Origin of the sequence: Bacillus sp. JCM 19034 (assembly GCF_001310635.1) — a bacterium.
GTDB lineage: Bacteria > Bacillota > Bacilli > Bacillales > Bacillaceae_D > Halalkalibacter.
On the sequence record NZ_BAXR01000001.1, the window covers coordinates 430,169 to 456,113 of the forward strand.

23 protein-coding genes, 1 other RNA gene and 4 pseudogenes are annotated in these 25,945 nt (G+C 35.6%); 19 read left to right on the forward strand and 9 right to left on the reverse strand.

Translation table 11 applies throughout. The features are described from left to right. Nucleotides 1-6 precede the first annotated feature (6 nt). The 9 genes and pseudogenes from JCM19034_RS02250 (at nucleotide 7) to JCM19034_RS02290 (ending at nucleotide 7,977) form a co-directional block, all read left to right on the forward strand. Nucleotides 7-2,279: pseudogene (locus JCM19034_RS02250) on the forward strand (DEAD/DEAH box helicase). Nucleotides 2,280-2,281: 2 nt separating this feature from the next. Beyond that, nucleotides 2,282-3,529: a ribonuclease H-like domain-containing protein gene (locus JCM19034_RS02255; RefSeq protein ID WP_062047341.1), complete on the forward strand. Its 1,248-nt coding sequence runs from the start codon at nucleotides 2,282-2,284 to the stop codon at nucleotides 3,527-3,529. Between the two features lie 327 nt (nucleotides 3,530-3,856). Beyond that, nucleotides 3,857-4,330, forward strand: a complete 474-nt coding sequence (locus tag JCM19034_RS02260; protein ID WP_062046922.1) for a CotD family spore coat protein — start codon at nucleotides 3,857-3,859, stop codon at nucleotides 4,328-4,330. Nucleotides 4,331-4,390: 60 nt separating this feature from the next. Then, nucleotides 4,391-4,969, forward strand: coding sequence for a DUF1273 domain-containing protein (locus JCM19034_RS02265; protein ID WP_062046924.1), 579 nt, complete (start codon nucleotides 4,391-4,393; stop codon nucleotides 4,967-4,969). Nucleotides 4,970-5,141: 172 nt separating this feature from the next. Then, complete coding sequence (gene gpsB, locus JCM19034_RS02270) at nucleotides 5,142-5,441, forward strand: cell division regulator GpsB (protein WP_062046926.1); 300 nt, start codon at nucleotides 5,142-5,144, stop codon at nucleotides 5,439-5,441. Then, nucleotides 5,441-5,839, forward strand: coding sequence for a reverse transcriptase-like protein (locus tag JCM19034_RS02275; protein ID WP_062046928.1), 399 nt, complete (start codon nucleotides 5,441-5,443; stop codon nucleotides 5,837-5,839). The genes gpsB and JCM19034_RS02275 overlap by 1 nt, the downstream gene beginning before the upstream one ends. 65 nt (nucleotides 5,840-5,904) lie before the next feature. Continuing rightward, nucleotides 5,905-6,279: RNase P RNA component class B (gene rnpB, locus JCM19034_RS02280), an RNA gene on the forward strand. Between the two features lie 114 nt (nucleotides 6,280-6,393). Next, nucleotides 6,394-7,533: a class I SAM-dependent RNA methyltransferase gene (locus JCM19034_RS02285; protein ID WP_062046930.1), complete on the forward strand. Its 1,140-nt coding sequence runs from the start codon at nucleotides 6,394-6,396 to the stop codon at nucleotides 7,531-7,533. Between the two features lie 171 nt (nucleotides 7,534-7,704). Continuing rightward, a complete protein-coding gene (locus JCM19034_RS02290) occupies nucleotides 7,705-7,977 on the forward strand; it encodes a DUF2564 family protein (RefSeq protein WP_062046932.1) in 273 nt (90 codons plus the stop codon). Between the two features lie 50 nt (nucleotides 7,978-8,027). On the opposite strand, the gene JCM19034_RS02295 is transcribed toward JCM19034_RS02290, so the two are convergent. Beyond that, nucleotides 8,028-8,336: a HesB/YadR/YfhF family protein gene (locus JCM19034_RS02295; RefSeq protein WP_062046934.1), complete on the reverse strand. Its 309-nt coding sequence runs from the start codon at nucleotides 8,334-8,336 to the stop codon at nucleotides 8,028-8,030. Nucleotides 8,337-8,456: 120 nt separating this feature from the next. Between JCM19034_RS02295 and JCM19034_RS02300 the strand changes: the two are divergent. The 7 genes and pseudogenes from JCM19034_RS02300 (at nucleotide 8,457) to JCM19034_RS02330 (ending at nucleotide 17,640) form a co-directional block, all read left to right on the forward strand. Then, nucleotides 8,457-9,975, forward strand: a pseudogene (locus tag JCM19034_RS02300) (carboxypeptidase M32). 70 nt (nucleotides 9,976-10,045) lie between these two features. Further along, nucleotides 10,046-10,516 (forward strand): small multi-drug export protein, encoded by a 471-nt coding sequence (locus JCM19034_RS02305; protein WP_062046936.1) that lies wholly within the window; start codon nucleotides 10,046-10,048, stop codon nucleotides 10,514-10,516. 280 nt (nucleotides 10,517-10,796) lie between these two features. Further along, a complete protein-coding gene (locus tag JCM19034_RS02310) occupies nucleotides 10,797-11,207 on the forward strand; it encodes a CoA-binding protein (protein WP_062046938.1) in 411 nt (136 codons plus the stop codon). Between the two features lie 174 nt (nucleotides 11,208-11,381). Beyond that, nucleotides 11,382-13,350: pseudogene (parE, locus tag JCM19034_RS02315) on the forward strand (DNA topoisomerase IV subunit B). Nucleotides 13,351-13,352: 2 nt separating this feature from the next. Beyond that, nucleotides 13,353-15,776 (forward strand): annotated as a pseudogene (gene parC, locus JCM19034_RS02320) (DNA topoisomerase IV subunit A). Nucleotides 15,777-15,862: 86 nt separating this feature from the next. Next, a complete protein-coding gene (locus JCM19034_RS02325) occupies nucleotides 15,863-17,389 on the forward strand; it encodes a DUF2207 domain-containing protein (protein ID WP_062046940.1) in 1,527 nt (508 codons plus the stop codon). Then, on the forward strand, nucleotides 17,350-17,640 hold the full coding sequence (locus JCM19034_RS02330) for a hypothetical protein (RefSeq protein WP_156323845.1): 291 nt from the start codon (nucleotides 17,350-17,352) through the stop codon (nucleotides 17,638-17,640). Before JCM19034_RS02325 ends, JCM19034_RS02330 begins: the two co-directional genes overlap by 40 nt. A 469-nt stretch (nucleotides 17,641-18,109) precedes the next feature. Here the strand turns inward: JCM19034_RS02330 and JCM19034_RS02335 are convergent, their stop codons facing one another. The 8 genes from JCM19034_RS02335 to JCM19034_RS02360 all read right to left on the reverse strand — a co-directional run bounded on the left by JCM19034_RS02335 (nucleotide 18,110) and on the right by JCM19034_RS02360 (nucleotide 24,198). After that, nucleotides 18,110-18,517, reverse strand: coding sequence for a hypothetical protein (locus JCM19034_RS02335; RefSeq protein ID WP_062046944.1), 408 nt, complete (start codon nucleotides 18,515-18,517; stop codon nucleotides 18,110-18,112). A gap of 432 nt (nucleotides 18,518-18,949) precedes the next feature. Then, a complete protein-coding gene (locus JCM19034_RS02340; RefSeq protein WP_231686768.1) occupies nucleotides 18,950-19,507 on the reverse strand; it encodes a potassium channel family protein in 558 nt (185 codons plus the stop codon). After that, nucleotides 19,485-19,664, reverse strand: a complete 180-nt coding sequence (locus JCM19034_RS22715) for a hypothetical protein (protein WP_231686769.1) — start codon at nucleotides 19,662-19,664, stop codon at nucleotides 19,485-19,487. Before JCM19034_RS22715 ends, JCM19034_RS02340 begins: the two co-directional genes overlap by 23 nt. A 192-nt stretch (nucleotides 19,665-19,856) precedes the next feature. After that, the gene (locus JCM19034_RS24470) at nucleotides 19,857-20,654 is read right to left on the reverse strand and encodes an extracellular solute-binding protein (protein ID WP_370621802.1); all 798 of its coding nucleotides are present in this window, start codon (nucleotides 20,652-20,654) and stop codon (nucleotides 19,857-19,859) included. Beyond that, the gene (locus tag JCM19034_RS24475) at nucleotides 20,651-21,259 is read right to left on the reverse strand and encodes an extracellular solute-binding protein (protein ID WP_370621775.1); all 609 of its coding nucleotides are present in this window, start codon (nucleotides 21,257-21,259) and stop codon (nucleotides 20,651-20,653) included. The genes JCM19034_RS24470 and JCM19034_RS24475 overlap by 4 nt, the downstream gene beginning before the upstream one ends. Before the next feature lie 67 nt (nucleotides 21,260-21,326). Further along, on the reverse strand, nucleotides 21,327-22,139 hold the full coding sequence (locus JCM19034_RS02350) for a carbohydrate ABC transporter permease (RefSeq protein ID WP_062047343.1): 813 nt from the start codon (nucleotides 22,137-22,139) through the stop codon (nucleotides 21,327-21,329). A gap of 2 nt (nucleotides 22,140-22,141) precedes the next feature. Beyond that, complete coding sequence (locus tag JCM19034_RS02355) at nucleotides 22,142-23,005, reverse strand: carbohydrate ABC transporter permease (RefSeq protein WP_370621803.1); 864 nt, start codon at nucleotides 23,003-23,005, stop codon at nucleotides 22,142-22,144. 74 nt (nucleotides 23,006-23,079) lie between these two features. Beyond that, nucleotides 23,080-24,198 carry an ABC transporter ATP-binding protein gene (locus JCM19034_RS02360; protein WP_062046948.1) on the reverse strand — a complete coding sequence of 373 codons (1,119 nt, stop codon included), beginning with the start codon at nucleotides 24,196-24,198 and terminating at the stop codon, nucleotides 23,080-23,082. Between the two features lie 251 nt (nucleotides 24,199-24,449). Between JCM19034_RS02360 and JCM19034_RS02365 the strand changes: the two genes are divergently transcribed. From JCM19034_RS02365 to JCM19034_RS02375, 3 genes are all read left to right on the forward strand, one after another. Further along, entirely contained in the window at nucleotides 24,450-25,010 is a 561-nt protein-coding gene (locus JCM19034_RS02365) for a TetR/AcrR family transcriptional regulator (protein ID WP_062046950.1), read from the forward strand. A gap of 38 nt (nucleotides 25,011-25,048) precedes the next feature. Next, nucleotides 25,049-25,426, forward strand: coding sequence for a DUF5360 family protein (locus JCM19034_RS02370; protein ID WP_062047345.1), 378 nt, complete (start codon nucleotides 25,049-25,051; stop codon nucleotides 25,424-25,426). 126 nt (nucleotides 25,427-25,552) lie between these two features. Then, complete coding sequence (locus tag JCM19034_RS02375; RefSeq protein WP_062046953.1) at nucleotides 25,553-25,894, forward strand: hypothetical protein; 342 nt, start codon at nucleotides 25,553-25,555, stop codon at nucleotides 25,892-25,894. Nucleotides 25,895-25,945: the final 51 nt, after the last annotated feature.

The following is a 25,945-nucleotide window of genomic DNA, read 5'->3' on the forward strand; positions in this document are numbered from 1 at the left end:
AACTAGATGTTTAAAAAAGACTTACAACAATTACTCGAAGAATTTCGTACTCACGAAGAATATAAAGAACAAATTGTCCATTGGCATGAAATTACTGCAACAGAAGCAAAAACTGTTCCTTTTCCAAACGGTCTTAATTCGAACCTCGTAAAAGCATTACAAAACAGAGGTATGCAATCTTTATACATTCACCAAGGCGAGGCTTATCAAAATATTCAAGATAAGAACCATATCGTCACCGTAACGCCAACTGCATCAGGTAAAACACTTTGCTATAATTTACCTGTTTTACAGGAGATAACAGAAAATGAAGAAAGCAGGGCGTTATACCTTTTTCCAACGAAAGCATTAGCACAAGATCAAATGAGTGAAGTAAATGAGCTAATAGCCGAAATGGGAATCCCTATTAAAAGTTATACCTATGATGGTGATACGCCACCTAACATCCGTCAAGCCGTACGAAAGGCTGGTCATATAGTTATTACAAATCCTGATATGTTACATTCAGCTATTTTACCTCATCATACAAAATGGATATCCTTTTTGAGAAATTAAAATATATTGTTATAGATGAACTTCATACATATCGTGGAGTATTCGGAAGCCATGTGGCAAATGTGATTAGGAGATTAAAAAGAATTGCCCGTTATTATGGAAGTGAGCCTATTTTTATTTGTACGTCAGCAACGATTGCTAACCCAAAGGAATTAGCGGAAACGTTAATTGGCGAAAGAGTTGTGTTAATTGATAATAATGGTGCTCCCAGTGGAAAAAAACATTTTTATTTTTTATAACCCGCCACTTATTAATAAGCCTTTAAATATCCGTAAAAGTGCGACAACTGAAGTGAACATGCTAGCAAAGCATTTCCTGCGAAACGATATCCAAACGATTGTATTTGCTCGTAGTCGTGTACGTGTGGAGCTTATTTTAAGTCACTTGCAATCATTAACGAAAAATGAGATTACCGATCAATCATTACGTGGGTATCGTGGAGGCTATTTGCCAAAACAAAGAAGAGAAATTGAAAAAGGATTACGTGAAGGCAAAATAAAGGGAGTTGTTAGCACTAATGCACTTGAATTAGGTGTTGATATTGGACAATTGCAAGCGTGTATTATGACAGGATATCCCGGTACTATCGCAAGTGCTTGGCAACAGGCTGGACGAGCTGGTAGAAGACAAAATGAATCGGTCATTATTATGGTTGCAAGCTCGTCTCCGCTAGATCAATATATTATCTCAAACCCAGATTATTTTTTGAACGTAATCCCGAATCTGCACGTATTAATCCAGATAATTTAATTATTTTAGTAGATCATTTAAAATGTGCTGCATATGAATTACCTTTCAAACGTGGCGAATTGTTTGATGGCAATGATATTGAGGAAATTCTCGATTTTCTTGCAGAAGAACAAGTGCTACATCATCGTGTTGATAAATGGTATTGGATGTCTGATGCTTTCCCTGCACATGGAATAAGTTTACGATCTGCATCTCAAGAAAATGTCATTATTATAGATCAAACAAATCAAGGAGCGGAAAAGGTTATTGGCGAAATGGACCGGTTTAGTGCAATGACTTTGTTACATGATGAAGCTATATATCTTCACGAAGGTGAACAATATCAAGTGGAGCTGTTAGACTGGGAAGAGAAAAAAGCGTTTGTACGTCATGTTGCGGTTGATTATTTTACTGATGCTAACTTAGCCGTTCAGCTGCGTGTGTTAGAGGAAGATGAAAATCTTCAAGCACCAGAAATCGCGACTTTCTTTGGGGATGTAATGGTAAATGCAAAAGCTACTATATTTAAAAAAATAAAGCTTACAACATTTGAAACAATTGGTTCAGGCCCGATACATCTTCCCGAAGAAGAATTGCATACAAATGCGATGTGGATTCAATTTTCTCCTAAATGGTATGAAAGCTATTCCGAAAAACGCCTTGATGCTGTTTTGTCAGGAATTGCACAATTACTCCAACATATAGCTCCTGTTTTCGTCATGTGCGATCAACGTGATTTGCATGTTGTCCCACAACTAAAGTCAGACCATAATAATTGTCCTACCATTTTTATCTATGATCGTTATCCAGGTGGAATTGGTTTAGCTAAAGAGGTTTTTAACAACTTTCGGACCGTTATTAGGCAGACGGCTGATCTATTAAATAATTGTCGCTGTTCAACTGGTTGTCCAGCATGTATCGGCACAACTGATGATGACAAAGTAAAACAATTAGTCGAGCAGTTCTTAGCCTTATTAACAAGTGGGTACGAGTGATCATGAAGAAGGCAAAACTAAATCGTCTAAAAGGGCATATGGGCTTAAATAATACAAAAAAAGTAGAAACAAGTTTACATGATCAAAAACAGAATACGGTCATCCCGTACGAACAGGAATGGACGAACTTTCGAGTATATCCGTATTGGTTTGACGGCCATTACATTTTTATTCGTGAAACGTTTTACCCATTAGATCAACAACATGGATTATATAAATTTGAACAGCTTCAGGATTCCATAGCCTTATGGGAATCAGTGCAAGTGGATCATCCACTATCCACTAAAGGGATAAGAGCAGATCAACTGTTGTTCTTTGATACAGAAACAACCGGTTTAAGCGGTGGGGCTGGTAACACCATCTTTTTATTAGGCTTCTGTCAATTTAAAGATAATGGCATTTTAGTTAAACAATATTTCCTTCCAGGTCCTGAAGCAGAAGTAGCACTATACAATGCTTTTTTAAATGATATTGGTAACGATAAGTACCTTGTGACGTATAATGGAAAAGCTTTTGATTGGCCACAGGTTAAAACGAGACATACATTTGTTAAGGAGCATGTTCCTAAACTTCCTCCTTTTGGACATTTTGACCTATTACATGCAGCACGTAGGCTTTGGAAAAATGTCTTGCCTACTTGTCAATTAAAAGTAGTAGAAGAACATGAATTACAATTTATGCGTGAAGCAGATACACCTAGTTATCTCGTCCCAATGTTATATTTTGACTTTTTAAATGATCCTAACCCTGAATATGTCCAGTCTGTTTTCTTGCATCATGAATGGGATGTACTATCTCTTTTGAGCCTTTACATTCATTTAAGCCAGAAGATAATTAAGCCTTCCGCTTTTGCAACAAGTATAGAAACGTTTGAAATAGCACGTTGGTTTGAATTTGTTGGAGAAGCCGATCAAGCAATGAATTTGTATCAAAGTTTATTGACAGAGACAAGCGATTTAAAAATGAAAAGCTTATTTGCATATGCCAGCTTATTAAAAAAGAAAAAAAGCTATTTGGAGGCAGTCCATTATTTCAAACAGTGTGTTAAATTACAACCGGACCACGAATTAGCAATCATTGAGCTTGCAAAATTATTAGAACACCAATTTAAAGATTACGAAAATGCACTTTTTTATTGTGAACAACTATATAAACGAACAAATTCAAAAGAGATCCGAAAGCGTATTGATCGTTTGCAAAGAAAAACAGGAAAAAGAATATTTCCAGGGCAAGCGCAAGAAATGTGGTAAATCAACAATTTTTTTCAAAAAACGATCATTAAATTGGTAAGTGTTTGTAAATTCTAAAAAGAAATTGTCATTTCACATTAATCCTATTAAAATGATAATCGCTTGATATGCTTTTTTAGGAGAAGGTGAATGAGGTTGCATCGTGCAATATTACTTTTATTTTTCATCATGATTTGTTTAACAGTAATTATTATGACTGAACTACGTCAATCGGCATTATCAATTCTTGTTGGATATTAGGCACGAGAAATAGGTAGTTGACTAGGACAATCGTTAGTTGAATTACATAGATTATATGGAATCAACTATTAAAGGAGGAAGTTTCCTATGTTTTGTAGACCGAGACCTAAACATTGTAAGTTGCCAACTACGACTCAGGTAATGCCAGCTCAAGTGGCACCCGCTCAACAAAACTTCATTGAGAAAACATGTGAGTATATCGTACCTGAAGTATATCCGACTCATACGCATAAGCAAGTAAATCATGTGTATAAGCATGTTCAAAGCTACCCACATACTTTTTCTCAAAATGATACTATTTCTCACCAGCAATTTGCTGCACCAGGCCAAGTAGCAGGTGCACAGACAGGCCCTGGATTTGGTGGAGGATTTGGTCCTGGATTCGGCCCTGGTATGGGCAATCAAGTAGCAGGTGCACAATCTGGCCCTGGATTTGGTGGAGGATTTGGTCCTGGATTTGGCCCTGGTATGGGCGGCCAAGTAGCAGGTGCACAATCTGGTCCAGGATATGGAGCAGGACATGGAGCAGGACATGGTCATAAAGGATGCAAATGTCGTTAATGTTTAAGTTCGAAGCGAGCTGAAAATCAGTTCGCTTCTTCTTTAAAAGGTGTGATAAAAATGAAAATTGTAACAGTTTCTGGATATAAAGCCCATGAATTAGGAATTTTTGATCAAAATCATATTGCCATTACATATATTAAGAAAGCGTTAGAAAACCGATTACGTGCTTTATGTGAAAATGGCCTAGAATGGGTACTGATTAGTGGACAACTTGGAGTTGAATTATGGGCAGCCGAAGTGGTTTATACATTAAAATCAGAATTCAGTGAATTGAAAATCGCGATATTAACCCCGTATTTACAACAAGAAAGCCATTGGAAGGAAGAAACACAGCAATATTATCAATCAATAACGGAACGTGCTGATTTTATAGATAGTATATCAAAAAGGCCTTATGAACACCCAAAGCAATTAATGCAAAAAAACCAATTTCTTTTACAGAAATCTGATGGACTACTATTATTTTACGATGAAGAAAATCAAGGTTCCCCCCGGTACATGTTTGAAATAGCTAAGAAGATGGAATATAACAGGGAAATAGAGCTACTATTAATTACAGCATATGATATTAATGAAATCATACATGAAGAACAAATGTTGACAGCAATGGATCATGAGAATATAGATGAAAATTGACAACTGAACAAATTTTTGAAAAAATAAATAATAACATCTATATAATACAATAAGATAAACAATGAGAGATTATTTTGCTAGTTGCTCCTGCTTTTAAATTTGTAGATGATATGAATGGAATGAATTATCATACATATATAAATGAATGAACAAAAAAGATGAGGTGAAAGAGATGAACCACGAAATTAAATTTACGCCAAAAGAAATTTTAGAAAAAGATTTTAAAACGAGTATGCGTGGCTACAATGCAGATGAAGTGGACAAATTTTTAGATGCTATTATTCAAGATTATGAGATTTTTCAAAAGAAAGTCAAACTATTAGAAGAAGAAAACCTTCAACTTAAACGTGAGTTAAAGAAAACAGCTGAAAGACAGAAACAAGCACCTTCACAACCAGTGGGAAGTACGAATTATGATATTTTACAAAGGCTTTCTAATCTAGAAAAAGCGGTATTTGGAAATAAATTATAATGGTTGAGGTTTATATAGACGGAGCAAGTGCGGGAAATCCTGGGCCATCTGGTGCAGGTGTTTTCATTAATTATAAAAATGGGAATGTTGAACACCACTCATCTTATTTAGGCAACATATCTAATCACGAAGCCGAATTCGCAGCATTATTATTAGCATTAAAGCTCTGTAGAGAACGACAAATTAGAATGGCTTCTTTTCGAACGGATTCAAAGTTAATTGAGGATGCAATTGAAAAAAAGTATATCAATAATAAGACATACCAACATGATTTAAAAGAAGCACTGTCTATTATTGAAAGTGATTTTGATTTATTTTTTATTAAATGGATACCGAGTAAACAAAATCAACAAGCTGACCAATTAGCTAGACAAGCCATACAAAAAAAACGGAAATAATTTCATATTGCTTACTGGTGTTATAAACGGTATAATGAAGATTGTCGCTTAAGACATAACAATAAGCATTCAGGTAATCGCTGCATGACAATGTAGAGGAAAGTCCATGCTCGCACGGGCTGAGATGCCCGTAGTGTTCGTGCCTAGCGAAGTCATAAGCTAGGGTAGCCTTGTAGGCTAACGGCAAGGGAAGCACCTAAGTCATCTGATATGGTGTGAGCCTTTGAAAGTGCCACAGTGACGTAGTCCAATCGGAAACGCTTGGAGTGGAACGCGGTAAACCCCTCGAGCGAGAAACCCAAATTTGGTAGGGGCATCTTCTTAAGCGGAAATGAACGCAAGAGAAGGACAAGGTAATCCCTTGTAGATAGATGATTACCACCGGAGTACGAGGCTCATCACCGTTTGTAGTACAAAGGTACAGAACATGGCTTATCGAATGCTTATAAGATGTAAGAAAACCCCATTATGGGGCTTTTTTTATAAGGTTGGATCCTGGAAAATAATAGTGATATATTTATGATTAAGAACTAACTCAAAAAAAGGAGCTCGTTATGACGAAAGTAACATTAATAGCAACTGCTACAATGGGCTTGGAAGCGTTGGTTGCTAGAGAAGTGAAGAGTCTAGGATATGAAGACGTTGAAGTTGAAAATGGAAAAGTAACGTTTACGGCCGATATATCAGCGATCCCTCGTACGAATTTATGGTTACGAACAGCTGACCGTGTAAAGCTTCAAATTGGGCAATTTAAAGCATATTCATTCGATGAATTATTTGAGAAAACAAAATCTTTACCTTGGGCAGAGTTTATACCAGTCCATGCTGAATTCCCCGTTATCGGAAAATCGGTTAAATCAAAATTGTTTAGCGTCTCAGATTGTCAAGCGATTGTAAAAAAGGCAGTAGTAGAAGCAATGAAAAAACGATATAAAAGAGGCTGGTTTGACGAAAATGGACCTTTATATCGAATCGAAGTTGCCCTCCATAAAGATGTAGCAACATTAACAATTGACACATCTGGGACTGGCTTACATAAACGTGGCTATCGTTATTTGCATAATGAAGCTCCTTTAAAAGAAACATTAGCTGCTGCTATGATTATGCTTACAACATGGAAAGCTGATCGGCCTCTAGTTGACCCATTTTGTGGTTCAGGTACGATCCCAATTGAAGCGGCCATGATTGGACAAAATATTGCTCCTGGTTTCAATCGTGAATTTGTTTCTGAGGAGTGGCATTGGATCGGAAAAGATAACTGGAATATCGCTAGACAAGAGGTTGAGGATCTAGCTCAATATGACAAACCGCTTGATATTTTAGGGAGTGATATCGATCATCGTAGTGTAGAATTATCAAAAAACAATGCGATGGAAGCTGGTTTTGCCGATTTGATTTCATTTAAACAAATGCAAGTAAAAGATTTTACAAGCTCAAAAGATTATGGGGTTATGATTGGAAACCCACCATACGGGGAACGTTTAATGGAACGCCCCGAAGTAGAGCAAATGTATAAAGATATGGGGAAGATGTGTGAAAAACTAGAGACATGGTCGATCTATATGCTAACTTCACATGAAGGTTTTGAATCTCTATTTGGCCGGAAAGCTTCAAAAAAGCGAAAGCTATATAATGGGAATTTAAAGGTAGACTATTATCAGTTTTTCGGGCCAAGGCCACCAAAAAATAAATAACGTAGCATATTGGTATATACAATCTAGGATCAAAACGATAATTCATTAAGTGGTTATTGCTTTGATCTTTTTTAGATCGATAGTTTACATAATAAAATTATGAACAATTTCTATCTTGAATGGAGTTAAAAAAGTTGGGGAAGATATTCTTGTATGAAAGGAGAATGAGGGATGTCTAAAAATCAAGAATATAATGATCTCAAACAAGTAGAAATGGCTATTTTGTCTGCCGAGCATATGGTAGGACAAGCTACTCGAACAATGGATGAAGGCCAATTAAATGCAGCAACAAATGCCATTTCAGATGCAAAAAAACAGCTTCGTCATGCAATTTCTCACCAAACTGGACTAGATGACAGCTTTTTAGAAGTGGCTGAGGAGTTTATTACTAAAGCAGACCATCAGTTATCGGAAGCCAAAAAACATCGTGACAAAGACGAATAAAAATTGAAAAACCCATTATGAGTACATCTCAATAATGGGTTACATTCAGCTTAACGATGTTCAGGATGCTCTAAATGTTCTAGTGTAGCATGTTCAAAATGAATATAATCTAAATCCTCACTATAATCGATGTCCATCCCGTTAAAGTACCAAAAATCATCTTCCTCAACAAAAAAAATAATCCCTTCCTGTTCAACAGTATAGCTAAATTGGTTCGGTTTATCTTTCATAACGCCTACTGAAAATCCACCAGAACCGACTCCTCCAATTCGAACATATAGACGCAATGAATCCCCTTTTTGAAGATCCATTTCTTTTTTATATAATATGGCTGCTTTCTTTGAAATCGATAATTGCAATGTGTATTCCTCCTTACTTTAATCACCTTATCATACAACTCTGAAGAATACTATTATAACGAAAAGGAATTGATGTTATAGTGCGAATGAATAAGGTAAAATAGTGAGTGAGGTGATCACATGGCAAATAAAACTATACAATCTATTGAAAATGAATTTAGAAATTATGTAAAAAAAATTGAGGATTTTAATCAAGCACTTTCTCTTCTAGCTTGGGATTCTAGAACTGGTGCACCAAAAAAGGAGTGGCACAACGCTCTGAGGTTATTGGCACATTATCTTCAGAAGTATTTCAAATGTCCACTTCCAAGCAAATGATGGAGTACTTGGATGTTCTTAAAGAAAAAGGTGTTTATGAAAGCTTATCACGTATTACCCAAAAAACAGTTGATGAATGCCAGAAACAGTATGACCGAAATGCGAAAATCCCAAAAGAAGAATATAAGGAATATGTAATGCTTGAAGCACAGGCGGAATCCGTTTGGGAGGAAGCAAAAGAACGATCTGATTTTGACATGCTGCAACCTTATCTTGAGAGAATCCTCTCATTTAAGAAAACGTTTATTTCATATTGGGGCTTTGAAGGGCATCCATACAATACGTTATTAGATGATTATGAACCAGGAGTATTTGTCAACACGATTGACGATGTATTTTCTGAGTTACGAGATGGCCTAATTCCTTTAGTAAGAGGCGTATCAGAATCCGCTCATAAACCAAAAACAGATTTCATCTACCAAACGATTCCTTATGAACAACAAAAGCGACTAAGTGTCGAAATTTTACAGGAAATAGGCTATGATTTTTCTAAAGGACGCTCGATGAAACGATACATCCATTTGCAATTGGTATAAACCCCAATGATGTACGCGTCACAACTAAGTATGTTGAAAATGATTTTAAAGTTGCTCTTTTCGGTACCATTCATGAAGGTGGCCATGCTTTATATGAACAGAATATTGCCGAAGAACTAATGGGTACACCACTCTGTGATGGGACATCAATGGGAATCCATGAATCTCAATCATTATTTTGGGAAAAATTTATAGGCAAAAATGAACGTTTTTGGGAACGCAATTATGACCTCTTAAAAAAGAATACGAACGGGCAGTTTGACCACATATCCTTACAAGACTTTTATTTTGCGATAAATGAAGTGAAACCTTCCCTTATCCGAATTGAAAGTGATGAATTGACGTATTGTTTACATATTATTTTACGTTATGAGTTAGAAAAGGCATTAATCAAAGGAGACCTACAAGTAAAAGATTTACCTTCTATTTGGAATGAGAAAATGGAAGAATACTTAGGTGTAAAACCAAAGAATGATGGCGAAGGGGTGCTTCAAGATGTCCATTGGTCAAGTGGAGCATTTGGTTATTTTCCTTCTTACGCACTCGGTTATATATATGCAGCCCAGTTGAAAGAAACAATGGTAAAAAGTATCCCTCATTTTGAGCAGTGTATAGCTAGTGGACACTATCAAGATATTCATAAATGGTTAAAAGAAAAGGTTCATCGTCATGGTGCTATGAAAAAGCCAGCAGAACTTATGAAAGAGATAACTGGTGGTGGAATTGACGCGAAACCGTTATTACATTATTTGAGTGACAAATATCGTCGATTATATCATTTTTAATAATTTCTATTGTTTTATAAAACGTTCTAATATATATTCATCTCCATGAATAGGAGGAAAATGAACTAGCATGTTAGAAATCCTTTGGATGTATTTACTTGTCTTTTTATTGTCTGCGTTACCTTTATTAGAAGCGGTAATCGTCATCCCGTTTGCTATTTTTGCTGGTATGCCAGCAATACAAGTTACAATTGTTGCTTTAACAGGGAATTTACTAACCGTTTATGTCATTATTATATTTATCGAGCAAATCAAAAATTGGCGCCAAAAAAGAAAGACTACTGTCGATAAAAAAGAGAATCGTCGCTCACAAAGAGCTGAACGTATTTGGAAAAAATACGGGTTACCTGGGTTAGCCATCATTGGCCCTCTAATCGTAGGCAGCCATATTACTGCGTTAATGAGTCTTACATTCGGTGGAACAAAAAAAGGAGTTACATACTGGTTAACAAGTAGTCTAGTCTTTTGGTGCATCGTAGCAGCTATTCTTGCCCATTTAGGCTTTGATTTATTTAACACTCGAGATCGTGATTTATTTTAATTAAAGGATAAGACTATCTACAATTGAAATGGTAGATAGTCTTTCCTAATACCAGTGTATGTCACTTGTATCTTACGACAGTTTGCATTAAAACTATGATGAAGAAGTAAGATAAAGTAAGATGTGTAAAATTAATAATGACACACAACTGAAACCGCTGTCGTATTTTAATTTAGAGACGTTTATTGTGAATAGATGAAATATAAAACTAATAAACATGTCCTATCATTTGTCTTACACCTTAATTAAATGGATTAAAACATATAAGGGAGTAATAAGAATGCATAATCGAACTGATCAACAAATGAAAACACTCTTTCAGCAAGCTCGAAGAATTGCTGTCGTCGGACTTTCCAATAACCCTGAACGAACCTCCTACCAAGTAGCTCGTATCATGCAAAATGCGGGGTATGAAATTATTCCGGTCAATCCGATGATTGATGAGACCTTAGGAGAAAAAGCAGTCTTATCATTGCGAGAAATTAGTGGTACTGTTGATATTGTAAACGTTTTTAGAAGAAGTGAATATTTACCGGAAATCGCCAAAGACACGATAGATATACAGGCACATTGTTTTTGGGCTCAGCTTGGTATTTCAAACGACGAAGCATACTCATTACTTGAGGAGAACGGAATTATGACCGTAATGAATCGTTGCATTAAAGTAGAATATAACAAGACAATAATGTAACAAATATTAACAAAAATATTAAAAAATGGTGAAATATTTATGCAGGAATTTAAAAAGTGGTTGCGAATAATGAAATAACCGCTACAATAGATTAGGCAACGTAAAGACACGAATAGAAACATTCGTTCGTGTGTGCTACAATGTTTCTGTAGCACCGTGAAAGGAGTACGTAATTTGATTAAGAATCAGATAGAATATAATGACGAATCAATACAAGTGTTAGAAGGTTTAGAGGCCGTACGGAAAAGACCAGGTATGTATATAGGTAGTACGGATGCAAGAGGACTTCATCATCTCGTTTATGAAATTGTCGATAATTCAGTAGATGAAGCTTTAGCTGGTTATGGTGATACAATTGAAGTGACGATCCATCCAGACCAGAGTGTGTCCGTTTCAGATTACGGTCGTGGTATGCCAACAGGAATACATAAATCAGGAAAGCCTACACCAGAAGTCATTTTAACCGTTCTTCATGCAGGAGGGAAATTTGGTCAAGGTGGATATGCAACGAGTGGGGGGTTACATGGAGTTGGTGCCTCAGTTGTAAATGCATTGTCTGAGTGGCTAGTTGTTGAAATAAAGCGTGATGGACACATTTTTAAGCAACGTTTTGAAAATGGAGGGAAACCTGTTACAGGTTTAGAGAAAGTCGGTAAAAACGAAAAAAACAGGTACTACCATTCATTTCAAGCCCGATTCGTCTATTTTTAGTACGACACTATTCAACCTTGAAACACTCACAGAACGTTTACGTGAAGCGGCCTTTCTTTTAAAAGGATTGCGGATAAAAATTACCGATTTACGTGGTGAGGGTGCACAGGAAGAATTTCACTTTAAAAATGGAATTGAAGCATTTGTTGAGTATTTAAATGAAGATAAAGAAACATTAAGTCAAATTGTGTTCTTTTCAGGAGAACAAAATGACATTGAAGTTGAATTTGCTTTTCAATTTAATGATGGATATACAGAAAATGTTTTGTCTTTTGTTAATAATGTACGGACGAAGGATGGCGGAACTCATGAATTAGGGGCTAAGGCTGCAATGACTCGTGCAGTTAATGAATATGCCAGAAAGGTGAAGCTTTTAAAGGAAAAAGATAAAAATCTTGATGGCTCTGATATTCGCGAAGGATTTACGGCTATTATATCTGTTAGAGTCCCTGAGCAATTACTACAATTCGAAGGGCAAACAAAGAGCAAGCTTGGAACAACTGAGGCACGGTCAGCTGTCGATAGCGTCGTTTCGGAAAAATTATCTTACTTCTTTGAAGAAAACCCTGATGTCAGTACAATGCTGATCAAAAAAGCGATTAAAGCAGCACAAGCACGAGAAGCGGCTCGAAAAGCACGTGAGGATGCTCGTAATGGGAAAAAGAGCAAACGAAAAGATGTATTATTAAGTGGAAAGCTTACCCCTGCACAATCGAAAAATCCGAAACGAAATGAATTATATTTAGTTGAGGGTGATTCAGCTGGTGGATCAGCAAAGCAAGGTCGCGATCGGAAGTTTCAGGCTGTACTTCCGTTACGAGGGAAAGTTATCAACACCGAAAAAGCAAAGCTTGAAGATATTATGAAAAATGAAGAAATTCGTACGATTATTCATACGATAGGAGCAGGTGTCGGTTCAGACTTTGATCTTTCCGATGTAAACTATGACAAAGTTGTCATCATGACCGATGCCGATACAGATGGTGCCCATATTCAAGTATTACTATTAACTTTCTTTTATCGTTACATGCGTCCACTTATTGATGCAGGTAAAGTTTATATTGCCCTTCCGCCATTATATAAGGTTAGCAAAGGAAGTGGGAGAAAAGAAGTCATAGAATACGCTTGGGATGAACGTGAGCTAGATGCGAAAATAAAAATTGTTGGTCGCGGCTATATGCTACAGCGTTACAAAGGACTTGGTGAAATGAATGCCACGCAACTATGGGAAACAACAATGGACCCTGCAACTAGAACATTAATTCGAGTTAAATTAGAAGATGCAGCCCGAGCAGAAAAACGAGTCACTACGTTAATGGGTGACAAGGTTGAACCACGAAGAAAATGGATTGAATCACATGTTGCATTTGGCCTAGAAGAAGAATCAAACATTTTAGAAAACGAAAATTTAGCAATTATTGAGGAGGAGTAAGCTTGGCACAAACAGAGCGTTACTTAGATCTTCCTTTAGAAGAAGTAATCGGCGATCGATTTGGCGATATAGTAAATATATTATTCAGGAGCGGGCATTGCCTGATGCTCGTGACGGATTGAAACCTGTACAACGCCGGATTTTATATGCGATGTACAAGGAAGGCAATACTGCTGAAAAACCTTTTAGGAAATCAGCAAAAACAGTCGGTAATGTAATAGGTAATTACCATCCACACGGTGACTCATCCGTTTATGATGCAATGGTTCGAATGAGCAAGAGTGGAAAGTCCGAAATATTCTCATTGACATGCACGGAAATAACGGGTCAGTTGATGGTGATCCTGCAGCTGCTATGCGTTATACCGAAGCACGCTTATCTAAAATAGCATCACAGCTATTACGAGATATCGATCGTAATACGGTTGACTATATTCCAAATTTTGATGACTCTGAAGAAGAACCAGTTGTACTACCCGCTATGTTCCCAAATTTACTTGTCAATGGATCGACAGGTATTTCTGCAGGGTACGCAACGGATATTCCTCCTCATCATTTAGGGGAGATTATAGATGGCGTAATCATGCAAATGGAACGCCCAAATGTCACTTTAGAAGACTTGTTAACAGTCATTAAAGGTCCCGATTTCCCAACAGGTGGGATCGTTCAAGGAATTGATGGAATTAGACAAGCGTATCGAACAGGAAAAGGGAAAGTGGTTGTTCGAGCTAAAACGGACATTGAACAGTTAAAAGGCGGAAAAGAGCAAATCACAATAACAGAAATTCCTTATGAAGTAAACAAAGCTAATTTAGTCAAAAAAATGGATGAATTACGCTTTGATAAAAAAGTTGACGGAATTGCTGAAGTACGTGATGATACCGATCGTACTGGATTAAGAATTGTTGTTGAATTAAAAAAGAAGCAGATGCTAATGCCATTTTGCAGTATTTGTATAAAAATACTGACTTACAAATTACATATAATTTCAACATGGTTGCTATTGCAAATAAAGCTCCGAAACTAATGGGGTTACAAGAATTAATTCAAGCATACATTGATCACCAAAAAAATGTTTTTCGCAGACGTTCGCAATATGATTTAGAAAAAGCGAAAGAACGACATCATATCGTTCAAGGTTTAATGAAGGCTATTTCAATTTTAGATGATGTTATCGCAACCATTCGCTCTTCAAACGATAAAAAAGATGCAAAAAATAACCTTATTTCCCAGTTTGAATTTACAGAAGCACAGGCAGAGGCGATTGTAACGCTTCAACTTTATCGTTTAACGAATACCGATATTACGACCCTTGAGGAAGAAGCAGCAGAACTGGAAAGACGAATACATGAATTAGAAGCGATTTTAGCTAGTGAAAAGAAGCTGATTCAAGTCATTAAGAAGAGTTTATCAAATATTAAAAAGGATTTTGCTGATCCACGGAGAACAGCAATCAAGGAAGAAATCGAAGAAATTAAAATTAATATGGATGTCTTAATTGCATCAGAGGATGTAATGGTAAGTGTTACACAAGACGGTTATGTGAAACGTGCAAGCATCCGTTCATATTCAGCTTCGAATGGTGAGCTGCCGACTTTGAAGGAAGGTGATCACTTACTTGATTACTTTGAGTTGAATACAACTGACACGTTACTTTTATTCACTAAATTAGGGAATTATCTTTATATCCCCGTACATGAACTTCCAGATGTACGTTGGAAAGAGATGGGGCAGCATGTAGCAAACATTGTTTCGCTTGATCGAGAGGATAAAATAATTGCTGCAAAGCCGATTAAAGAATTCACCGATGAATTTTCCTTCTTATTTATTACACGTAACGGGATGGCTAAACGTTCATTGCTCTCACTTTACCAAGCGCAACGCTATTCTAAACCACTTATGGCAATTAAATTAAAAGATGGTGATGAGGTCGTTGCCGTGTTTAAAACAAATGGAGAACAAGAGTTGTTCATTGCTACTCATCAAGGTTATGGCTTATGGTTTAGTGAGTCTGAGGTTAATGTAGTTGGCCAACGGGCTGCGGGAGTAAAAGGGATTAGCTTAAAAGAGAATGATTATGTCGTTAATGCCGACGTATTTACACTTGAGGAGAACGTAGAATTTTTAATTGTTACCCATCGAGGAGCAGTTAAAAAAGTAGCAATCAGTGAATTCGATAAGTCGAGCAGAGCTAAAAGAGGTTTAACATTATTAAGAGAATTAAAATCAAATCCTCATAGAGTTGTTTCATGTACGAAAATTCGTCAAGACGATACGTTAGCCTATTATTTGTTAACAGAAAAAGGAACAAAGGAGGAAATAAACCCTAATCTGATCCGCAAAAGTGATCGATACAGCAATGGTTCCTTTATGGTAGATTCAAATGTAACAGGAGACGTTATCGATGTGATCAAATACCGAAAATGATGAATGAAATAAACCGAGGTTTTGAATCTCGGTTTATTCCTCTGCAACTTAAACTCTATTCTGCTCTTAAATAAAGGGGTGAAAAAATGAAACGAATCACACTACTTTTTTCTATTTTTTTATTGACCTTCCTTGCAACACATTCAGTATATGCTGAACGAGATGTTGAATATACGATTACAGATTTACATGTCAAAATATATGTAGATGAGATGGGGCATTTGCATATTGAAGAAGATTTTACATATGATGTGTCTTTTATTAACGGTATCATACGCGGAATTGAAACAACGGGTACTGATGGTATTAGTTATTTTAGAGCATATGATATTACAGATCCTGATAATGCATTAGAACTGTACTATGAACAAACTGGTTCAGACTTTCGCATTTTTCAAGAGTCGGAAGACGAATTGAAAACCTTTCGAATTCATTATACACTCGATAACGTCGTTACAGCATATAATGATGTCGCCGATTTATATCATAAATTATATGATGAGAGTAACACAGAAAGAATCGACCGTGTTACAGCAGATGTTTACTTGCCTTATCAAGCAGAAGAGCAACACGTTAATGTATTCGGCCATGGACCAACCCATGGTAGCGTACAGATCCATCCAGAAGGATTCATTACATATGAAGTAGATCCTCTACCACCTAACGAAATGCTTGAAATTCGAGTTTTATTTCCACCCGAATGGGTACCGTTATCTTCAAAAACGATTTCTGAGAATCAATTCGCTAGCATTATGGACGAAGAATTAGGATGGGCAGCAAAACAGCAGCGTAATCAAATCTATTCCAAAACTCTACTTTCACTATTTTTTATTTTTTCTTTTGGAACAGTCATTATTATGATATTGCATTATTTATCAAGAAGACATATAACATTTTCTAATAAAAAGTATGTAAAATCACCACCTTCAAAACGTGATCCGATCTCAATGTCAGCACTATTACAAAAAAATCCTAAACCTAACTCTAATATGATGTACGCCGTAGTACTTGATCTAGTTAGGAGAGGGTATATTGAAATGCACGAAAACCTAACAGACTCTAATAAGAATAACTCATTTTATTTTTCAATTATTAATCCAAAACGATTAGTCGAATTACAAGATCATGAGGCTCAGTTAGTAAAACTTTTATTTTACGATAGTGGTCAAAATGGAATATTTAATGGAGCATATGTGAGCGAACAATTACGTTTGTCTAATGAGTTTCGCCGTATATTTAGGAAAGGATTTAAAGAATGGCAACTAGCAGTAAAAATATTCATCCAAGATAACCAACTATTAAATAGACCAACAATTATGAGCATTATGTTAATAGGATGGGGATTAGCAGGAACATTAATTAGCATTTTATTATTTTTCTATGACAATGATCTAATGGCTATCATGGCACTTCCGGGTGTTGTGCTTTCGTTATATTTTCTAACGTCTTATCAAGAAAGGATCTATTTACTTTCAAAAGATATGAAAGAAGAAGTAAGGGATTGGCAATTGTTTAAACACTATCTCACTAACTTCAGTAATTTAAACGAAAGACCAACCTGGTCGATAGCTATTTGGGAACATTTTTTGTGTATGCTATCGCGATGGGAGTAGCACAAAAAGCGATTTCCGAGTTTACAATTCTTAATCCGAATTTCTCTACTAGAAAAGATAGTACCTTTACAAAATATTGGCACACCCATAATTTGGATTATTCGTTTGACAATTTATTGAAATTTACAAATGCTCTTGAAAGTGATTTTAAATCGGTTACGAATCAATCGTCTCCATCATCTGGTTCAGGGGGCAGCTTCTCATCAGGAGGGGGCGGTGGTTCCGGCGGTGGACGCTCAGGAGGTTTTTAATAAGACATGACAGCATAACAAAAAGAGTGTTTTTTTAAACACTCTTTTTTACATGTTAAAAGTGATAAGAGTAATAGAACCATAATTTTCTTTTTCATCTCAAAATAATAAGTATTCTTAAATTCTGAGATAATTACACTCTTTTTTATCTAACTTCCGATAATATATATTATGTAAACTAGATAGAGGTAACATAAAATTAAGAATATTCTCCTTCTCTTCATTGTACAAAATGAAAAATTTAAAAACATTTTATTTAGACAGGATAATTAAGAACTAAATAATGAGAACCCATTATTGACCTGCTTTTATCAATGGGTTCTCATTATATTAATTTAAAATAATTCGCATAAGTATTTTAGTTATCATCGTATTAATATTTTCTTTCTCATAATGGTTATTTTTCGACAACTATTCTGGTCTATTAATCTCCTATGACCAAAGCTTTCACAGGCATTTCAATAGAAAATTATTCTGTACTAATAATAAACTGTTCTGTCCCCTTATCAATCATAAATTCCTCTTCATATATCATTTCTGCTGTTCCTTCACGTAATTTATCCTTATCTATATCAGCATTAGGTTCTATTTCAAAAACCTTCAGTTTGTACAAGAGTTCTTTTTCAATAACTACTTCCACCTTTTGCCCATCTGTAAGATATAAATACATATTAGCCTCAAGCTCTTCTTGGTTGTCCCACCAAATTGCTTGAGTTCCAATATATTGAGGTTCTTCCAGTGGTCTAATTTCTAAAATGTACTCTTGCACAATACTATCTCGCACTGAAAATTCAACTTCCGAAACATATTCATCATTACTATTATCAGAATAACAAGATGTCAATAGCAAAAATATTAACATACTAAAATATTTCATTTTTTCACATCCTTTTATTGTCTTTTCTGGGATTTATGTGTGGAATTAAAATATAATAAAAAGGAGAGTGTGTCATCTTAAAACTTAAACTTCTTATTGCCACCCTTATCTTTGTTTTATTTCTAATTCCCACACAAACACTAGCAGAAGGAAATGAATTTATTGGAGAATTTGATTTACCAGAGCTTACAGATAAAGAATTAGAAAACTTATAACAAATATTAGAAGAGAATAATGCTCCCGATTTTATCTATCCCTCCTTTACACCTCTGATATATCTTATGTAAACTAGATATAAGCGATGTGTTATACTAGCTTTCCTTTAAACATACGTGTTCATTAATAGGAAGAAACGCTTTATCACTATTACATTTAAGAAACATAAAAAATCCCCTATCTCTATATTATGTAAACTGTATGATATCAAATAAATTAACCAACCTTTTTCTTTTCTTCACGCAGTTGATTCATTAAAACCGTTAATCTACTTATCTCCTCTTCATTTAGTTCTTCATATCGCGAGAGTTCGCTTTTAATAAATTCTATAGTCGGGTTTTCTTTTGATTGACCATTTATAAAATAAGTAGCAATTGATCCAGTTATCATACCTAATAGCCCAATACCAAATAACATTAAAATAAGTGCAATCACTCTTCCTATATTTGTTTCTGGAGAAATATCTCCATATCCGACAGTTGTTGCCGTAACGATAGACCACCATAATGCATCGGCATAATTTTCTATGCTTTGTTCTAAAGATTTTATAGGTATTGCAGATACAAAGATTAATATAGCAGTAAAAGTCATTACTTTATATAAACCATTAGTTCTAATTATTTCAAAAAATGGTTTTAAAAAGTGAGCACTGATCGCTATTAACCTGATCGCACGAAACAACCTTGCAATTCTCGCCAATTGAAATATAGAATCAAATGGAATAATAGCAATCAAATCAAGTGGATTCTTTTTATATACCCCACTTTGAATCACTGGTCATTAATCGTACGGTTACGTCAATAAAAAAAATCAACCAAACGATTCGATCTGCAAATGAAAATAGCTGAGTTTCACCCCAGATCATTGAAACTGAATATGTCGCTAGTGCTACCATTATGATTTCATAGATTAAATTCCATTTATTTTTCATCTAAAAATCCCCTTTAAAATGGCTCTTTAACTATATTAAACCAATTTCTAAAAGAGAGAAACCGAAAACATTAAAGTTTAACAAATAAATAATAACCATCTAAACGTATAGTATTCGACAGTTACGATTCAAAAAAAAATAAAAATGCCTCAAGATTTATTTATCTTGAGACATCCTCGGTATTTATTCAGCTTATTCACCTCGTGCTCTATTCGCTTGCTCAATCGCTGCATTGATTTGATCTACAACCGATTGGTATGCATCGTCCACTGCTCCACCGTTATAGACGGTTTCTAGAGCCGTTTCTGTAATACGGCGTGCTTCCGGAATCATATCCATAATAGCTCCTTGAGTTGCATAATTAGAAGTTGTCGCTTGTAGCTGATCTACTGTTACTTTTAATTGAGGCATTGTTTCATATGCTTCAACAACGACATCTTCGTCATAAGCCGCTGGGTTAATCGCAAAATATCCCGTTCCAACATGCCATTGTGCTTGTACTTCAGGTGTTTGTAAAAATTTCATAAAATCCCATGCTGCCATTTGCTCCGATTCTGGTTTACCATCAACCATCCAAAGGCTAGCCCCTCCGATAACTACACCGTTTCTATCTTTATTTTCAGGATAAGGCAAGAATGCTACACCTACTTCAAATGGGGCATTCTCAACAACGTTCTTTACACTAGCAGAGGACTGTAAAAACATTGCAACATCACCAGACATAAAACCAGAAACCATATTATCACTATTCGTTCCATAGTTGGCAAAGGTATCGTCTTCGATCATTCGCTCAACCCATTCAAAAACTGATTTTCCCTCTTCATCTGAAAAGCCAATCTCTGTAGGTGTGCCACTTCTTCCGTTATCATTGTTCATAAGTAGGGCACCTTGATTCGCTAGCAGCTGTTCATATAACCAGCCGTATGCCTGTAAAGCAAAGCCCTTCATATCTGGATTTGAATCAACAATTTGACGTGAAGCTTCTTCTATTTCTTCATATGTTTCTGGTGGTGAATCAGGTCAAGTCCAGCCTCTTCAAACGCATCCTTGTTATAATACATAACAGGTGTAGAAGAGTTAAACGGCATAGAATAAAATTGATCGTCAATTTTATAGTAATTGATAATATTGTCTTCAAGGCTGCCCATATCATAACCATCTGCATCGATTAACTCTTGAATCGGAGTGATCTGACCACTATGTACCATTGACATTGTTCCTATTTCAAATACTTGAATCATCGTCGGGGCACTGTCTGTTCCCGCAACACTGTGAAACTTTGTTAATGCCTCATCATAAGAACCCTGGTATTCTGCTTCGACAATCACATCATCTTGAGCTGCGTTATACATTTCAACTAACCCATCAAGTGCTTCTTGTAATGCACCTCCCATTGAATGCCAAAATGTTACCGTAACAGGCTCATCCGAGTTTTGATTCTCATCAGCTGCTTGATCTTGATCTTCATTTTCTACCTCATTAGTCGTATCATTCTGTTCATTTGCTTCATCGCCAGTCACATCGCTATTGTTGCAAGCGACCACAATTAGCATAAATGCCAAGCAAAGAATAAACATAAATCCTTTTTTCATCATCTTCTCCACTCCTCTATTTTTTTCAATTTATCATAGATGAATAACACGTTGGTTATCCAAAAATGCCTTATTTAAGTGCCCCTTCTGCTAACCCTCTTTGTAATTTCTTTTGTCCTAGAAATAGTAAGATTAATGTCGGCAGAACAACAATGATCCCACCAGCCATAATGATGCCCCATTCATTTAATTGCTCTTGCGATTGTAACTGCTTTAAACCAATTTGTACGGTTCGAACAGAGTCATTTGTCGTTGCTAGTAATGGCCATAAGTACATATTCCAAGATGATAAGAAGCTATAAACGGCTAATGTCAATAAGCTTGTCCGTGCAACAGGAAGAACTATTTTAAAAAAGAACTTAAAATCTCCCATTCCGACAATTTCACTTGCTTCTTTTAATTCAATAGGAATTTGCTTAAAGTTTTGTCGCAATAGAAACGTTCCAAAGGCCATGGCAAAGAACGGCAACGTTAGACCAATATAAGAATCTATAAAACCTAGGTCACGAATGGTGTGGAAATTCGGAATAATGGAAGCTTCAAATGGTACCATCATCGTCGCAATGAATATAAAAAATAGAACATCTCTCCCCTTAAAATGTAGAAACGTAAAAGCATATGCAGCCATGCTCGATAAAGTAAGCTGGCCTATCATAATAACAATTGAAACCACAAAACTATTAATTAAATAATTCATTAAAGGGAACCGTTGAAAAACTTGAAAGTAATTATCAAATGTGATTGATGAAGGAATGATTTTCCCTGTCATAATATCTTGTCCTGACATAAAACTCATACTAAAAGCCATTAAAGCAGGTGCAAAGATTAAAAAGGCTGATATGATAAGTAAAATGTAGAGGATGACTTTTTGTAATGTAGGCATTCTCATTGATAATGAACCTTCCTTTCACCTAATTTAAATTGGATAAATGTCAGAACTAGGATTATCACAAATAAAATTAAGGCTTGAGCACTTGCAGTACCATATTGATAATTCATAAAGGCATTTTGATATATAGAATAAACTATTAAATTCGTTTCATTTTGTGGTCCTCCACGTGTTAGTAAATCTATTTGACCGAATGTTTGAAAGGCGTTAATCAGTGTAACGGTTACAACGAAAAATAATGTTGGTGATAGCATTGGCAGCGTAATGCGTCGTAGCTTATAAAAATAGCTTGCTCCATCAATGTTCGCACTTTCATATAAATACGAATCAATCGATTGTAACCCGCCTAATAAAATCAAAAACGTAAAGCCAACATTCATCCAAATCGTTGAAATTGATACTGATATTAGTGCCCATTGAGGATCTGTTAACCAACCAATTGCACTAATGCCAAATACACTTAACATTTGGTTGAGCCAGCCAATGGTCGGATGAAATAGGAATAGCCAAAAAACAGACGCTGCTGCAACAGATATCCCCATCGTTGAGGAAAAAATTGTTCGAAACATCCCAATTCCTTTTAGTTTTTCGTTAGCAATTATCGCTAAAAATAACCCTAATAGAACAGTACCAGGAACAATGTATAATACGAATAAAAAAGTAGATAATAAGCTTTTTTGAAATATTGGAGATGTGAAAATGGTTATAAAATTATCAAGGCCGACAAATACAGTAGGACTTCCACTATTATCTGTTAAGAAAAAACTTAAATAGATCGTTCGCCCGAGTGGGTAAAACAAGAACAGTCCAAACAAAAGAATAGAAGGCAGAAGAAAAAGCATACCTTTAAAAAACTGCATCCGTTTTCCTTTTCTTTTTGCTTTCTCGATCGTTGCATCATCTATAATTGATTCTTGTTTGACAATTACATCATTCATATAGCAACGACCTCTTTTGTTCCACCAATCGCTGCAGCTTTGACTAGCTGTTGAGTGTCTTTATCAAAAAAGCATAAAGAATCAATTGATAGTTGAATCGGAACTTTATCTCCCATATTTAATCGCCACTGTCCAAGCCATTTAGCTGTCCATACCTCTTGTCCTACTTCAAAAGAGAGTAATGTTTCATTCCCTAATTGTTCAACATTAATGACATCTATTAAATGGGTTGTTTTCTCTTGGCTACCGTGAACAATATGTTCAGCACGAATTCCGACGATATATTCTCGGTCCATCGGAAGATTCGTCATATTGATCGAATCAACAGGTATTTTCAGTTGCCCTTCTACTAATAAATGATCACCGCTATCATCGAATAACGCCCTGCCCATGTTCATCTTTGGAGAACCAATAAATGAAGCAACAAATGTATTAGCAGGTTCATTGTATAGAGCAATAGGCTCTCCTAACTGTTGAATTTGACCATCATTCAACACCATAATACGATCACCCATTGTCATCGCTTCAACTTGATCATGGGTAACATAAATCATCGTTAAACCCAATTTTTTTTGTAAGCGACGGATTTCCATTCTCATATGAGACCGTAATTTCGCATCAAGATTAGACAGTGGTTCGTCCATTAAACAGAGTGGAGCTTCACTGACAACTGAACGAGCAAGAGCAACACGTTGACGTTGACCTCCTGATAATTCTTTCGGTTTTCTATTTAAGAGATCCGTTAAACCCATCATTTCTGCTGTTTCATGTAACCGACGTTTTTGTTCTTGTTTATGTACTTTTTTTGCATGTAGCCCAAACAATATGTTTTGTTCGACCGTTAAATGAGGATATAATGCATAATTTTGAAAAACCATCGATAAATGGCGGTCTTTAGGAGGTAAATGATTAACGACTTTATTGTTTATTAATAGCTTGCCATCCGTAATCTCTTCTAAGCCAGCAATCATGCGGAGTAACGTACTTTTTCCTGAACCAGATGGACCTACTAAAACAAAAAACTCACCCTTTTTAATCGTTAAATTAATTTCTCTTAAAACATTCGACTGCTTGTTATATGATTTTGAAACGTTTATTAACTCAACTTGGTTCATGTAATCGCCTCCTCGCCTATATTAAAGCATAAGAAAAACTTGAAATTATGGAATTAACCTATTTTATACAAAATATATACAAGTGATTAATCATTTTACATTTTTTACATTAGTTACAGTAATGTAATATTTCTGACCGTGTCCTTTTAGTTAAATTTACGTTGACTTATATCGGCTTTTGTTTCTATAATTCTAGCATTGGTACTATTTTCAAAAATATAGTACCAAAATAAAGCGAAGGAGATTGTTAGTTGAAAAAGGCATTACAAGAAACAACATTAGAACTCATTGTGGAAAAAGGATTAAAATTTACGATTAGTGATGTAGCGAAAAGACACGGGGTGAGCAAAAGGACAATATATGAACATTTTGAATCGAAGCAAGAGCTCATACAATCAATAGTCGACGATGCAATAGAAGAAGTGAAACAAAAAGAGCGATTGATTTTTCAAATGGAAGCTTGGAGTTATGAGACAAAATTAAAAGCGATTTTATCGATCGTACCAAGTGGACTGAGATTCGGAGATATGAGATTACTTGAGCAAATGAAAAAATTTGCTCCAAAAGAATGGGAAAAGATTGACTCTCTCCTTCAACAGGAGTGGGAAACGGTGAAGGTTGTAATTGAACATGGCATTCAAGCTGGAGAGTTTCGACCGTTCCATGTTCCGAGTGTCATTCAATTGTTACGCGGGGCCAACTTAGCTATTTATGACCCTGATTTTCATTCCCATATTGATAGGCCGTTAAGTGAGGTCTTGGAAACAATGGTTGATCTGGTACTGAAAGGATTAATTATAAAGGATGAATAAGGAGGCATCACATGCAAGTGATCGATAAATCCCCTTCAATGGGTGTGTTGAAATGGTTTTTTCTCGTCATTGATATATCGTTTATTTTGTATTTTAGTGCAACTGCATTGACATTGATTCCTGCTGAATACGCATATTCAGACTATACAAATCCAATTTTAGTTGCTTGGAACTGGTCCTTTTTCCCGTTAGATATGGTCATCTCTATCACAGGGTTAAGTGCAATCTATTTACATAAAAAGAGAAATATAGCTTGGAAATCACTAGCATTAATATCACTTGTTCTCACATTCTGTTCGGGTTTAATGGCAATATCATATTGGTTAATTAGACTCGAATTTGATTTATTATGGTGGCTTCCTAACTTAGCTTTAATGATTTATCCATTGTTTTTTATCCCTCGCTTTATAAAATAAAGGCTCAGTTAAAACATATTGAGAAATTGTCACACACAGACAAAGATTTTGTTTTTCATCAAATTAGACACTATAATCCGAAACTTCTATCTAATAAAATCGTCTATTAAATAATGGAGTGATAATTTGAACAAGTTGGTTTCAATATCAATACTACTTTTATTAACAATAACTTTAACTGGTTGTAATTTATTTGATTCTAAAAATGATTTACCTATTGAGATGGTAACGTTCAATAGCCTTACGAATGAAGAAAAAGATTTAATTCCAGTAAGTCCAAAAGATTCAGTCGTTGAGAAAGTAACTGTTAACAGCGAGAACAAACCTTTGATTGATAAGGACTATGACAAGGGTGAAGTTTATTCAGTTACTTTTAATAATACAGAGACAGACTCTTCAGGAAAACTTGCTGTTTTCGTTGATTTAGATAAGAAAACGGTTGTTGGGAAAGGTTTCACCAATAACTAAAAACAGTATAATCTTGTTAATTTCAATATAAACGGGAAACCCTTGAAAACG

Excerpts from the sequence above, each read along its gene's own strand:
- JCM19034_RS02255 (WP_062047341.1), top strand. The coding sequence starts at position 2,282 with ATGAAGAAGGCAAAACTAAATCGTCTAAAAGGGCATATGGGCTTAAAT.
- JCM19034_RS02260 (WP_062046922.1), top strand. The coding sequence starts at position 3,857 with ATGTTTTGTAGACCGAGACCTAAACATTGTAAGTTGCCAACTACGACT.
- JCM19034_RS02265 (WP_062046924.1), top strand. The coding sequence starts at position 4,391 with ATGAAAATTGTAACAGTTTCTGGATATAAAGCCCATGAATTAGGAATT.
- gpsB (WP_062046926.1), top strand. The coding sequence starts at position 5,142 with ATGAACCACGAAATTAAATTTACGCCAAAAGAAATTTTAGAAAAAGAT.
- JCM19034_RS02275 (WP_062046928.1), top strand. The coding sequence starts at position 5,441 with ATGGTTGAGGTTTATATAGACGGAGCAAGTGCGGGAAATCCTGGGCCA.
- JCM19034_RS02285 (WP_062046930.1), top strand. The coding sequence starts at position 6,394 with ATGACGAAAGTAACATTAATAGCAACTGCTACAATGGGCTTGGAAGCG.
- JCM19034_RS02290 (WP_062046932.1), top strand. The coding sequence starts at position 7,705 with ATGTCTAAAAATCAAGAATATAATGATCTCAAACAAGTAGAAATGGCT.
- JCM19034_RS02305 (WP_062046936.1), top strand. The coding sequence starts at position 10,046 with ATGTTAGAAATCCTTTGGATGTATTTACTTGTCTTTTTATTGTCTGCG.
- JCM19034_RS02310 (WP_062046938.1), top strand. The coding sequence starts at position 10,797 with ATGCATAATCGAACTGATCAACAAATGAAAACACTCTTTCAGCAAGCT.
- JCM19034_RS02325 (WP_062046940.1), top strand. The coding sequence starts at position 15,863 with ATGAAACGAATCACACTACTTTTTTCTATTTTTTTATTGACCTTCCTT.
- JCM19034_RS02335 (WP_062046944.1), bottom strand. The coding sequence starts at position 18,517 with ATGAAATATTTTAGTATGTTAATATTTTTGCTATTGACATCTTGTTAT.
- JCM19034_RS22715 (WP_231686769.1), bottom strand. The coding sequence starts at position 19,664 with ATGAAAAATAAATGGAATTTAATCTATGAAATCATAATGGTAGCACTA.
- JCM19034_RS24475 (WP_370621775.1), bottom strand. The coding sequence starts at position 21,259 with ATGATGAAAAAAGGATTTATGTTTATTCTTTGCTTGGCATTTATGCTA.
- JCM19034_RS02350 (WP_062047343.1), bottom strand. The coding sequence starts at position 22,139 with ATGCCTACATTACAAAAAGTCATCCTCTACATTTTACTTATCATATCA.
- JCM19034_RS02355 (WP_370621803.1), bottom strand. The coding sequence starts at position 23,005 with ATGCAGTTTTTTAAAGGTATGCTTTTTCTTCTGCCTTCTATTCTTTTG.
- JCM19034_RS02360 (WP_062046948.1), bottom strand. The coding sequence starts at position 24,198 with ATGAACCAAGTTGAGTTAATAAACGTTTCAAAATCATATAACAAGCAG.
- JCM19034_RS02370 (WP_062047345.1), top strand. The coding sequence starts at position 25,049 with ATGGGTGTGTTGAAATGGTTTTTTCTCGTCATTGATATATCGTTTATT.